Raw genomic sequence first — 13,173 nt, 5'->3', positions numbered from 1 at the left:
TCATGTAAATTTAATGGCGATTTAATTGATGAGAGTTAGGTTTCTTATTCAAATTGATTCTTATAAAAAAGGACAAAATAAGGCAGAGGTTAGATTAGCGTCTCTTACTTTGCAGTCTGGCGGTCTTTATACTGAGTAAAAGATCCATGACTTTCCGTCCTTGGTTCACACCAAGTTTGGCCTAAAAATAGAGAAAACCACAAGCACTCGTGGAGAGTAGTGGTTAACGGTTTTGCGAAGATTATAAGATATCTAAGTAGGGGGTAATGTGACATGAGTGCATCTTAAAATTACTGTTTTATGACAAGGCTCTGTATGTCAATAAAAGAGTGTGAAGGTGAATGATAAAGGGGACGCCTTAGGTTCAAGTTGCAAGCGCTACCCTTTAATTTCAATTTCTAAAAACGACACGTCGGTTTCTCTTAACGTTTTAAACTATTCCAAAATCAAAAGCCCGCAAGAACTGACCAGGCCTGGTCAGTTTATAAATACCTTCTTTACAAATTACGTACTTATCTGTACAGTTAATTGCCAGCTAACAACAATAAAACATTGAACTTTGGTCGCAAAATTACCGCAATTGTTCTGTAGGCTTTGTCTAACAACTCACTTAACCCGACTGCGCAGCCGTTTAGTTCTAACGTTAGGCCTGCATAATTTGCAGGTAAACGCAATTGGACAAAGTGACAACACCACTATAGCTTGACTGGTTATTCTGGATCGTAGTGGTGGCTACCATTGCTGTTCTACTGTCTAAGCTAGCCCTCATGGATGGCTCGTTTTAGAAAGTAAAACTAACGACTAAGGTTATTCAGGTATTTTAAAAGGATGAAACATATGGCAGCAACAAAACAGATCTCTGGTAGCACTACAGATGATATCTGGCAGCAGGTATCTGATGATCTATCTGGCCAAGAAATTTATAATTACAACGTCTTTCTGGTGCAAGACGGGAGGAAAGTGGAACTGGTGATTGATATTGATCTGGGCGGTGGTTTTGAAAGCGGTTATGAGTTAACTTCTTTTGAAGCGCCTGTTGCATCGGAACATGACTTTCGTCTTGCTCTGCATCACCAAGATTTCATAGACACAGTCGAAAAGTTTTTCGGCATGGAGGATGTGGTGATTGGTTACCCGGAATTTGATGAAGCACTCATCATAAAAACGAATGACCGGGAACGAACGCGTCGGATATTCTCTGACGTAAACGTTAGAGAGTTATTTCAGTCACTATCCCGGTTTGCATTACACATTACACATCATCCTGTAGACGGTCAAAAAGAGAAGGAGCCTTTCTTGGAATTCACCATAGAAAAAGGCGTTATCGATCCGGAAGTGTTGAGGGATTTGTATGACGCGTTTTATAAGGTATTAAGCGGGATAGAGGCAGGGTGAGAATCCTTGAAAAACCAAAGGCTATGATACCCATCAGAATAAATGGGGGCAGGCACGATTTTTAAGTTTTGCTAGATCATATAAACAAGGATATCGTCAAAACATTAGTCCTTTACCATTCAAAAAACGTTTCGTTTTAAATCTGACCAGGCCTGGTCAGTTTCAAAACCACCACTTTGTTAAATGAACAATTCTGGAACCGGATAAGGAGCTTCCCTATTAATAGCATACGGTCAATAGAATAGGGTCGCTCTTAATGTCGTCTTTGCAGTCTTAAAAGAGAGAGTGAAATAAGAGGGCATTTATCTTAGGTGTGAGGCATTTTATTATAGTCCTGAACCCATGCCTTCACTTCACCTGCAAGAACCTGTCCGCCTTTTCCTCCATAGTTTAAAACATCTTTTGCCCAAGCCTCAAAGCCCTGTTCCATCGCGGCGCCTGAGCCTTTAACGTCAACTGGACTTTGATCTAATGCGAAAGCTGAGGAGGTAAAAGCCACACCCATAAGTAGTGCAATCAGTTGTTTTTTCATATGTCACCTCTGAATTAGTCATAGAATAAAATTGAAATAATCCTGAGTGAATTTACGCACTCACCTTCACTATACGCCGAATGAAATAAGATATTAATCGTTCATCATGTGATTACTGACATCTTAAGGTTTAGGTCATGTTTCGCGGGAATGTATCAAGACTTTAATCAAACTTTAGCTAACCTACGATAACGAATCCAACGGAACCCACTATTTCAGAATGTTCTAAATCTCCAATATCAACAAGCCACTTATAATGAAAAAAGTTACTCCTCCCAACTTTTGTTTAGGGATGGCCTCTATCCTTAAAAACCACTCCAAAATAAAATTACCAAGTAAAAAAGAGGGTGTTACCTGTTAATTTTGAGTTATTTTAAATGTCCTTTTTAAAAATAATCAAGCTAGGTTACTTTTAAAAAGCATTCCAAAGCAGGAGTGTCATAACAGAATAAACTACCAAACCCAGCATTAATTTGATATATTGGCCGAGCTTTATTTATTGGTAAAAATACTTAATGTGAAGCGGCTTTTAATGACCGTAAAGGTTAACGAAACAGTGTTCCTTTTTTAAATACAAGGTCCTAAAAATAAGGTTAATTGACCATGTTATATTTCCCTCATAACTTGTTAAATAATAAGCATACTTTCAGTTTTATGCTAATTTTTAAAAGCATTGTATTCAATCGAGTTAACACGCCACTGCAGTTCGTCAAGGGCACGCTGGTGTTACAGATGGAACTTGGATGACAGATATAAGGGTCCCAGTATTAATCTATTATGATCCGGGCATGCTCGGCCATAATCCGCAAGGGTGGGACCCGGGGCATCCCGAATGGACTGATGCGGTCAAGGCCATGATAGCGCTGCAATCTCCCGACACTAATCTTGAGACCTACGACCATCCCGAGCGTCCGGGACGTTTGACCGCTATCGTGGATCGACTCTTTCTCGAACCTATTGAAGGCGTACGCTGGATGCCACCAGTCGCTGCCAGTGTGGCTCAACTTGAACAGGCACATGATGCCGCTTATGTGGGTTATATACCAACATTAGAAGGTCAGTCGGGCTGGCTTTTTCAGGACACGACCGCCGTATCGCCGCACAGCGTTGTGGCTGCTGGCCTGGCTGCAGGGTCGGGGGTTTGCGCCATAGATGCTATAGCCACAGGTCAAGCACGCCGTGCATTTTGTATCGTGCGCCCACCCGGGCATCACGCCATGGCCGATCGCGCAATGGGTTTCTGTCTTTATAATAATATGGCGGTCACTGCCGCGCATGCCCGCCTCGCACTCGGTGATGCACGGGTCATGATCTGGGACTGGGACATGCATCACGGCAACGGTACCCAGGCCATCTTTTATGCCAATCCGAACGTATTGCTGGTCGACAGTCATTGTGAGGCACCTTTTTATCCCGGCACAGGGTTGCTGACTGAAACTGGCGAAGGAGCGGGGGTGGGTTACACCCTTAATGTACCCTTGCCAAGAGGGAGTGGTAATGCGGCATTGCTTGAAGTATTTAAGCAGATAGTAAGTCCGGCTGCACGGGCATTTCAACCCGATATTCTATTGATTTCTTCGGGTTTTGATTGCCATTATCTCGACATGACGTTTGCCATGGATGAGACCGGCTATGCTGCAATTACTCAGAGTGTCTGTGCTCTAGCCGATGAACTCTGTGATGGACGGTTAGTCCTGATGCTTGAAGGGGGGTACAATACCAAAGCATTGGGTGACAGCGGACATGCGGTAGTCAATGCACTGGCCGGAAACACTATCACTGACATCAATATACTGCCGATAGATGATGGCTGTGCTGCAGTGAAGGAGGCGGCGCTCTTTCATGCCAATAACATCGCTTTATTAAGCCCACGTTGACCCTGAAATATGACCTGAGAGTGAAAACACAATTGAATCGAAGTTAAATTCTCCTCATTGAAGCCGTCTGTCGGGTGAGTGTTAACGCGTTCGTTTTACATTCTATAGATAACCCTTCATTTTCCCTGCTGTTTTCATGCTTTCAAAATCAAAAAAAAACAAGCACTGACCAGGCCTGTCGATTTTAGGGATGGACTTTGCGAATCGAATACCAACTCTGTAAAGGGTTTTAAAGGCGTTATTCATCGTTTCCTTGATTTTTATTGTTTGCTGGATGCTGTCTCTTAAATAAGACCAACAAACAATTGTTTATTTTCTTATATAAAAACTTGCCAAGTGACTGAAATATCTGTATTGCTTATTCATTTTTGTTATAGTTATTCACTAAAGTTAGCTATGGCTAACTTATGGATTAGATTAGTCTAATTAATCTATTTTTAGGTTAATAATAGATCACTGAATTATAAAACAATAAAGTTAATAAGATCACTATGAGCCATTCTGTAAACACATCTTTGAGTACCAAACGTTCGTTTTGGTTTTTCATAGGACCCGCATTTTTGGTCTCAGTCGGGTATATGGACCCAGGAAATTGGGCGACTTCATTGGAGGCGGGCTCTCGTTATGGTTATGACCTCTTGTGGGTGATTACTTTGGCCTCATTAATCGCCATTTTAATGCAGTTATTGAGTGCCAAGTTGGGCATTGCAACGGGTAAAAATCTTGCACAAATGATTCGCCAGCAACACCCTGGAAACGGCGGTACCTTATTGCTCTCCTCTGCCGCTATCGCTATGGTAGCAACGGATTTGGCAGAGTTTTTAGGGGTAGCGATCGCTTTAAATCTGCTGTTTGATATTCCATTGGTAGTGGGGATTTTTCTAACTATTTTTGATGTGTTACTGATTTTGTGGCTGGAGCGTTTTGGTTTTCGTTGGGTTGAAATGACCATTATGGCCTTTGTGGTGACGATCGGTTTGGGATACGTGGTTGAGCTCTGGTTGGCAGAGCCACAGTGGGCGGAGGTCATTTCTGCAATGGCCATACCCAATGCAACTATTTTGGATACCACCGCACTGTTTATTGCCATGGGTATTTTAGGGGCAACTGTTATGCCGCATAACCTCTATTTACATTCGCATCAAGTAATTAGCCGTCGAGAAGGCAATGGAGATGTTAAAGAGGTGCGTCAACGTTTCTACAAAATGATGAAATGGGATACGGTTATCGCGCTAGTAGGTGCATGGCTGGTTAATTCAGCCATTTTAATCATGGCTTCAGCGGCATTTCATGAACAAGGTTTACTCATTACCGATATTGATGAGGCCTATAAAACCCTGGGGCCATTATTAGGTGATGCCGCCGCATTAACGTTTGCGATCGCTTTATTGGCGTCGGGGATTGCCAGTTCGACCACCGGAACCTTGGCTGGGCAAATTGTATTTGAATCCTTTTTTAAAAAAAGACCCCTCAATATCCTCAAAATTCGTCTCTACATACGTTTAGCGACCATGTTTCCAGCCGCTTTAGCCATATTGATGAGTGCCAAACCCTTAAGCCTGTTGGTATTGTCTCAGGTCGTTTTATCTATGCAATTGCCGTTTGCGGTGATTCCCTTAGTGAGGATGACCTCCAATCCACACCTGATGGGGGATCTGACGAATGATCTAAAAACCAAGGTAACAGCTTGGTCGGCCACGGCAATTATTGTTGCATTGAATCTTTGGCTATTGATCATGTTGACCATTGATGCCTTGAAAGCTGTGTGAATCCTATTCACACAGCCATTTTCATGCTTGCCTCATTGTGAAAAAAGCGAGCTTTTAAATCCATTCATCTGCCTCTCTCCCGAAGTGCCATTCTTCTCAACCAACCAGGCCTGGTTAATTTTATGATGTATTTCCATGTTGAATGTGGGAATTATTCAGTAAGATAAATTACCCATACAGTTATTAGTTTGATATATTACTTGAAGGTAAGAGTGTTCGTTAAATTACGTATTTATAAGGTGTTTTACTTGCATGTCCAGTCAAACGTTAGCGGTTGTAAATCCTAAAGCTTTAGCGGAGTCTGCATTTATATTTGACCCATCTTCACTTTTTCCACTCAAAACTTATTTTCAATCCGATAACGCGGATGTGGATGACCAGTACAACTTTTGCACGGTTCACGTTTTAGCGTTATAGATTCCCTCTACCCCCTTAGGAGGCTTAATATGACACCAAAAAATCCTGATAAAGGCTATGTAGCCATTCTTGGCTGGAGTGTAAATGCCATTAACGCCCTTGAAAATTTTGACCGTCGTTATGTCATTGTCGCACCATCATGGGCAGAAGAATATGCGAAGGAACACAGCATACCTTTCATTTCCTGGAATTTCGAACAGCTAAATGAGTGTTCCATGGAGATTGCCGAACAATTAAAAAAGGAGGGCGTCGATGTCGCTATTCCACTGTTTGAAGAAACGGTGGAATGGGCTGGCGCAATCAACTCAGTATTGCTGAACAACCCACGTTTTATGGGTCAATCATTACTGTTCCGTGACAAGGCAATGATGAAACGACGTGCGCAGCTTGGCGGCATTCGTGTCGGCATCTTTGAAGAGGCGCACGACAGGGATGATGTTATCCATTTTCTCAAACGGGTCAATCAGGCTCTATTAAAATTGGATGGTGATCCCAATGACCCGATTCACCTTAAAGCCTTCAACAAAGCTGGCTGTCTGGGGCACTATGTTATCCGCACCCCAGACGATGTGGCTAATATACCCGATGAAGAATTTCCCGCACTGGTGGAAAGCCACCTCGACGGATGGGAATTTGCCGTCGAGGCGTTTATCAAAAACCGAAAGATCCATTTTCTAAATATATCTGAGTATGTCACTCTGGGGTACTCGGTGTTCGTACCCGCCACCCCCGACCTGGAAAAGTGGCGGCCCCAGGTGGTTGCGGAAATCGAAAAGCTGATCGAAACCTTCGATATCGACTTCGGTTTCATACATCCCGAATATTTTGTGACCAGTGATGGTAAAATGTACTTCGGTGAGGTGGCTTACCGGCCACCAGGTTTCAATGCCTTCGAGCTGATTGAACGTGCCTATGGTTTCAGCGCCTACCAGGCTCTCGTTATGATGTTTGACCCGAAAACCACCGATGAGGAAATTAAAGCGTTTTTCCCACGGGAAGTGGTGGACGCCAAAGGACATGCTGGTTGCTTTGGTGTTTATCCGCGCCGACGCGTCATCAGTGAACTTAAAATACCGGAAGCGACCGAAAATGATAGTTATTTTGAGTTTCATGAACTGCAGTCGCCTATGCAAAACAAAGTGCCTAAGCGTAGCGCCTTCGGCACACACTGGGGTCTGGTATACTTTTTTGGAGAGGATCCATATCGTCTACGAGATCTACTAAAAGCCCAGGAAGAGCTCGATTATTATATCTGAAGGAATACGTGATGAACGCCAACGCGGAACCGGCTGCTACTAATGAACAAACTCGGCTGCTGCAAGAAAAGCTGGAGCATGCCATAGGTCAATTAGAACAGGCCAGCTCCTTCGCTAGGCTTAACTTCCAGTCGCCAGTATTGGAATTAGCCGGGCGCATGTTGGCACAACCGGGTGGCATTCAACAACTCTATGCTCTGGCGCCTAGGCTGGATGATGCCGAACTATTTGACGGCACTGATTGGGCTGAGCCAGGTGCACTGTTGCCTAGTCTGGTACACAATACGCTTGAACAGGGCAGTAAATCTTTGGTTATATTGGAATGTCTGAGTGAATTGCGACTGCTGGCAATTGCTAAGGGCGTGCACAAGCATGAAGGCATTTCCGTCGAGCAGGCACGCCATTTCCTCACCCAGGTGCTGGCACTGAATCTCAGTTATCAGTTTGGGCTTGCTAATGAGACCCAACGGACTCGGCTTGGTCGTTTGGGAGATGGGCTCCAAGCACTGTTTCGTTATCTGCTGGAACACATAGGGTTTGAAAATATTCTCGGTAGCCTGATTGAAGAAATATGGCGCATATTGGCTCAGCGACCTATTCAGGTCGATGGTGTGAAAACGATGGTGACCCAAATAGCCCTGACCCTGACAGAGGGAGTGGGTAATATTGGGGAAGCTTTATTGGGATCGGATCGATTGATCAGTGCACTGTTCAGTCCGACCCAGGGCTGCCTAGATGATCCTGGGATGGAGGTCTACCTATTGCGATTGGAGGTCATGGACTTTCCGACCCTGCAACGGGAAGCCTATGGTTTCTCCCGGGCAATGCTAGACGTTGGTTTAGTATCCGATTACCACGCCGGCTACCTGCGTTGGTTACTGCAACATGAGCAAAGCCAGTTAATACCAGATGCTTTGGGTCTGAGTAGTACTGGGCTGGATGCTCTGCGCACTTATCAGGACTTGATTCACAAGCTCATTGAAGAAGCCATTCACCCGCAAACCGCACAGACAGTATATGGATTGGCGATGCTACTGGAGCGCGGTATTCTCTATTCACCACCCATTGCTCCAGGGTTATGGCGTCAGCTTAATTTACAGCCCTCGGCACAGGCCAAAACGGCACTGCAGACGGCTTATGGCGATGAAGTGACGCCTAGGGTACGCCTGCTTGCGGGGGTGATTTCTGTTCTGGGTCAGCCACTGGGTGTGGGTCAAGGTAATAACCCCACTTGCCAGTCGGCACGCGCCATTTCTATGTGGTCATATAACGATCCAGACTTCTTACTCCACCTAATTGCACAGGCGGCTCGTTTTGATAATATTCAGATGAATTTCGAAGGCCAGCTCATTGCTTCCGCGGAACTCCCCCCTGGTCTGGCGAGTGATATTCCACTCGATACCGATCCAGTTTCGATTGTACTTGTGCCTCATCTTGATCGGGTGTATCACGCTATGGGTGAGGCTTGTGTGGGACGGGGAGAAGACCCACACCGTTGGATTAACCCAGAATTTCACGGTTGGTGGGTGGGACGCGAATTCTTCATTGCCGTAGATGTTGCTACGGGTAAGATGAAACAGGATTATACCCATTATCTCGCCCAGTTCTATCGCAGTTATCACCCATTATACAATGGCAATCAACCAGTGATTCATCCACAGCCGGCGGGCATTGCGGTGACCGACAGTAATGCTCAATTCGTGGGCTGGCATGCCATCACTTTGTTGCGCGTTGCCCTCGACCAGGGTGAGGTGATGCGTGTGTATTTTTACAACCCCAATAATGACAGTGGTCAGGACTGGGGTAATGGTGTGGTGGTCTCCACCCACGGACACGGTGAACGTTTCGGCGAAGCATCTCTGCCGTTCCCTGAACTGGCTTCACGCCTGTATATTTTTCATGACGAGTCCATTCCAATGCAGACAGACATGATCGAACTGCCCACAGAAGAATTCGATCAAGTACAAGACATGGCTCTAAAAAGCTGGGCGGCGCTACGGCATCCAACCGTTGCTTAATGCATTGTCTAAATGAAAATAGAAGGAGTGTCACTTGGTCATTGGTTTACGAAAGGAATCGAATTTGTAAAAAATAGGATATTGCGTGCAAACCTAAATAAAGCAGCCGACAAACACATCCGTTATGTCATTAAAGTTATGTCATTAACGTTATGTCATTAAAAATAGATCATGAAAAAGCTTATATAAATTTGGGAACGGAGTGAAATTTATTTGATTTCATCACGACCCGCCGACTTAATGCATCAACGACATTCCGTTTACGCTTAATTTTTCTCTTTTAACTTATTTCTAGCACGCAGCATCACAATCCCTCCTAATCATGACCTACATCGAATTAAGCTCAATTGCATGCTCGTAATTTGCACTTACTCTGCTTCTGTCTTCAAATTTTATAGAACGTAATAATAGGGTTAAAAGAGGTGGGAGGAAATATTGTCATAATGGAATGTAAATGAGGCGTTAATTTACCAAGATCCTTGGTAAATTTGATATATTGGACCATCTTAAAAGGATGGTAGAACAACGCGTAATAGTTGTCTCTTATTCAACAAAAAATTAAAACAGAGTGTCTCCTTTTTTATCACCTAAAAAAGTGACATCATTCATTTTGCATCAACGATAGATAGGCCATGATGACCGAGCAACTAAAAGACCTTAACGCCGTCCGTGAAAATGGATTAGCACTTAAGCACATTAAAAACCAAACGGAAGAGATCTGCTTGGAAGCCGTCCGTGAAAATGGATCTGCTCTTGAATATGTCAGCGATCAAACGCTAGAAATCTGTCTGGCAGCGGTTCGGCAAGACTATATGGCGTTGCAGTATGTTCGTAACCAAACAGAAGAAATATGTCTAGAAGCCGTTCATCATCGAGGGACGGCATTGATGTATGTTATCCATCAAACGGATAGAATATGTCTAGCGGCAGTACGTGAAACAGGAACCGTTCTGCGGATGGTTGAACATCAGACGGAAGAGATATGCCTTGCAGCGGTCACTAAAAATGGATACGCCTTCGAATATGTCGTTGAACAGACCGATGAAATATGTCAATTAGCGATCACTAAAGACGCCGACAATCTTAAGTTTATAAAGCATAAAACTGATGCATTATGCCTGGCAGCCGTGCGTCAGAATGGATCAACTCTTGAATACGTCACCAATCAAACGCGAGAAATATCTCTGGAAGCTGTTCGTCAAAATGGCAATGCACTCAAGTACGTTACAAAGCAAACGCAAGAAATTTGTCTTGAAGCGGTTCATAAAAGTCCCCTTGCTCTGAGGCACGTACAGGATCAAACAGAAGAGATGTGCCTTATCGCTGTGCGTCGAAATGGAGCCGCACTTGAGTATGTAAAACATCAAACAGAAGAGATGTGTCTTATCGCAGTTCGACATGATGGGGTACTCGTGGGTTACGTTAAAAATCAAACCGACGAAATTTGTTTAGAGGCCGTTCGTACCAATTTTTATGCTCTTAAATATATCACTCATCAGACTAAAGAAATCTGTCTTGAAGCGGTGGCTAAAGATGTTAAGGCGCTTAAATATATACAAAATAACAGGCTTAAAAACAGTTGTATAAAAGCGTTGCATAAGGACGGAAAAGCACTTCAAATCAAGCTTGTTAAAGAATCTTTGGTAAAAGATATTCTGCCAATCCTGAGACAGGATCTCCTGAATCTCTTTGGTAAGGGTAAAAAATAAACGTTGGCTCTACTTCAGTAAAGTGATGCCAGAAGGGCATGGAGACCGCTCTTTTCTGTCCGCCTATAATGTGCGCCTAAGCGGCTTAATAGAAGGGGTGCTGTTCTAAATGTTATGTGTTTTAGAGTCTTGCAATGACCATGTTTGAAAACATAAATGTCATTATTGTATGATTTTATTACTCGGGTCCGTGTGGAAATACACAGGATACACATTGCCAAAGCATTCCTTAATTTGCTATATTGGAGCGGCTCAATGTGATTAGTTAAAATACTTAACAATAAACTGTTTAATGCAGTAAAAGTTTAATAAAATCGTATATGGATAGATCGTATATGGATAGATTAAGGTTTCGTCGTAAGGTTAATTTTACTTTGCCTCTATTATTTTTTTCTGTAGAGAAGTCGTAAAGCCGTTGCATTAGAATCAGGCCTTCAGAAGGATTCAACTTTAATAATGAGTTTTTATTGAAATATAAAATGTTCTTAGGTTGCACTTTAGTGGCCCATAAAGTCGGGCATTCGAACCACCAGGATAAAGAATATCAATCCTGAACAATGAGAGAGTAGCGAAAGTATGGACATGACTGAAGATAGGACCTCACGATACCGCAAAGACAGTCTGACATTGGTCGGAGCGGTTGCCCTTGGCACAGGGGTGATGATTGGGGCAGGCATATTTGCCCTGACCGGTCAGATGGCTGAAATGACCGGGAATCTTTTCCCTCTGGCGTTTCTTTCGGCCGCGCTGGTCGTTTCCTTTAGCGCCTACTCATATATCAAAATGTCAAATGCGTATCCATCGGCTGGCGGAATAGCTATGTACCTAAAAAAGGCCTATGGCAGTACATTGACCACGGCTTTCTTTGCTCTATTGATGTATTTTTCGATGGTCATTGCCCAGAGTTTTCTGGCGCGTACATTTGGATCTTACACTCTACAGTTATTTGAAATCAGTGATTCAAGTTTGCTGGTACCGACATTGGGTGTTGCATTATTAGTGGTGGCCTTTTTAATCAATTTATCGGCTAATAGTATGATCCAAGGGGTCTCATCAGTACTTGGGTTTATCAAAATTGGCGGCATCGTTTTGTTTGGCATTGTTGGGGTTGTCGTAGCCGATTCCACCGAAGTGAATTTCTCAGCTCAGAATCTTGATACCTCTTTGACGGGTTTTTTGGGGGCGACGGCGCTTGGTATTCTGGCTTTTAAAGGGTTTACAACCATTACAAATAGTGGTTCGGAGCTGAAAGACCCACACCGGAATGTGGGCAGAGCCATCATCATTTCCATCGCGCTCTGTGTTGTTATATATGCACTGGTGGGCTTTGCTGTCGCAAGCAATTTATCGCTTCAGGAAATTATTGATACGAAGAATTACTCGCTAGCCGCAGCCGCTAAACCGGCGCTTGGTAAATATGCTGTATGGTTTACCGTTGTGCTGGCTATGCTGGCGACAGCGGGCGGGGTGATTGCCAGCATATTTGCAGTTTCAAGGATGTTGGCCATGCTGACTGATATGAAACTTGTTCCCCACAGCCATTTTGGAATGCCGGGCAATATCCAAAAGCATACCTTGGTCTATACCGTCGTTTTGGGTCTGTTATTGACGGCTTTCTTTGATCTGTCACGCATCGCGGCGTTAGGCATTATTTTTTACTTGATAATGGATATTGCTCTCCATTGGGGTGTGTTCCGTCATCTCCGACAAGAAATTGGTGCCCATAGTGCTATTCTTATAACCGCGATCATTCTTGATCTGATTGTTCTGACAGGATTCCTCTGGGTAAAAATATCAAGTGATTTACTGGTGGTAGGCGTTGCTGTGACAGTCATGTTACTCATCCTAATAGGTGAAGCGCTTTTCTTGCGATACCATCCGGTTGAGTCCGATGAAAATACATCACAACCATAAGTAACACTCGGCGTTAATGGGTCATTGAACCTAGATTATTCTATTCATTTGTCAAGAGCCAGTGGTAAGGTGTCGTTATTGAAAGAGGGGGTTGTCTTGTCTATTTATATCAAAACAACCAGGCCTGGTTGTTTATAGGCTTGTTCACAAGAGCCTGTGTGGCAATATGATGAAAAAATAAGCTACCAAACCAATAATTAATTTGATAGTATTGAACCAACTTACAATAGTTAGTTAAAATACTTATTAATATTAGGTTTTTATTAACATCGAAAGTTAAAAGGCT

Annotated in this window: 9 protein-coding genes and 1 riboswitch; of the genes, 8 read left to right on the top strand and 1 reads right to left on the bottom strand. The window is 43.5% G+C overall.

Going from position 1 to position 13,173, the window contains the following annotated elements:
- Window positions 1-107 precede the first annotated feature (107 nt).
- Window positions 108-191, bottom strand: a riboswitch (cyclic di-GMP riboswitch).
- Window positions 192-837: 646 nt separating this feature from the next.
- The gene (locus F612_RS0104585) at window positions 838-1,395 is read left to right on the top strand and encodes a hypothetical protein (RefSeq protein WP_019556575.1); all 558 of its coding nucleotides are present in this window, start codon (window positions 838-840) and stop codon (window positions 1,393-1,395) included.
- Between the two features lie 307 nt (window positions 1,396-1,702).
- On the opposite strand, the gene F612_RS0104580 is transcribed toward F612_RS0104585, so the two are convergent.
- On the bottom strand, window positions 1,703-1,927 hold the full coding sequence (locus F612_RS0104580) for a hypothetical protein (RefSeq protein WP_019556574.1): 225 nt from the start codon (window positions 1,925-1,927) through the stop codon (window positions 1,703-1,705).
- Window positions 1,928-2,670: 743 nt separating this feature from the next.
- Between F612_RS0104580 and F612_RS0104570 the strand changes: the two genes are divergently transcribed.
- The 7 genes from F612_RS0104570 (at window position 2,671) to F612_RS0104535 (ending at window position 12,887) form a co-directional block, all read left to right on the top strand.
- The gene (locus tag F612_RS0104570) at window positions 2,671-3,804 is read left to right on the top strand and encodes a histone deacetylase family protein (protein ID WP_019556573.1); all 1,134 of its coding nucleotides are present in this window, start codon (window positions 2,671-2,673) and stop codon (window positions 3,802-3,804) included.
- Between the two features lie 491 nt (window positions 3,805-4,295).
- Complete coding sequence (locus F612_RS12195) at window positions 4,296-5,573, top strand: Nramp family divalent metal transporter (RefSeq protein WP_033394402.1); 1,278 nt, start codon at window positions 4,296-4,298, stop codon at window positions 5,571-5,573.
- Between the two features lie 252 nt (window positions 5,574-5,825).
- Window positions 5,826-5,990, top strand: a complete 165-nt coding sequence (locus F612_RS13200) for a hypothetical protein (protein WP_019556570.1) — start codon at window positions 5,826-5,828, stop codon at window positions 5,988-5,990.
- Window positions 5,991-6,019: 29 nt separating this feature from the next.
- Window positions 6,020-7,246, top strand: a complete 1,227-nt coding sequence (locus F612_RS0104550; RefSeq protein ID WP_019556569.1) for an ATP-grasp domain-containing protein — start codon at window positions 6,020-6,022, stop codon at window positions 7,244-7,246.
- Window positions 7,247-7,731: 485 nt separating this feature from the next.
- Window positions 7,732-9,264 (top strand): hypothetical protein, encoded by a 1,533-nt coding sequence (locus tag F612_RS0104545; protein WP_245539512.1) that lies wholly within the window; start codon window positions 7,732-7,734, stop codon window positions 9,262-9,264.
- Between the two features lie 632 nt (window positions 9,265-9,896).
- Window positions 9,897-10,973: a DUF4116 domain-containing protein gene (locus tag F612_RS12190; protein WP_019556567.1), complete on the top strand. Its 1,077-nt coding sequence runs from the start codon at window positions 9,897-9,899 to the stop codon at window positions 10,971-10,973.
- Between the two features lie 582 nt (window positions 10,974-11,555).
- Window positions 11,556-12,887: an APC family permease gene (locus F612_RS0104535; RefSeq protein ID WP_322785250.1), complete on the top strand. Its 1,332-nt coding sequence runs from the start codon at window positions 11,556-11,558 to the stop codon at window positions 12,885-12,887.
- Window positions 12,888-13,173: the final 286 nt, after the last annotated feature.

The sequence above is a fragment of the Thiomicrorhabdus arctica DSM 13458 genome (genome assembly GCF_000381085.1).
GTDB lineage: Bacteria > Pseudomonadota > Gammaproteobacteria > Thiomicrospirales > Thiomicrospiraceae > Thiomicrorhabdus > Thiomicrorhabdus arctica.
The sequence above is the reverse complement of the archived record's forward strand: the minus strand, read 5'-3'. Positions and strand labels throughout refer to the sequence as shown.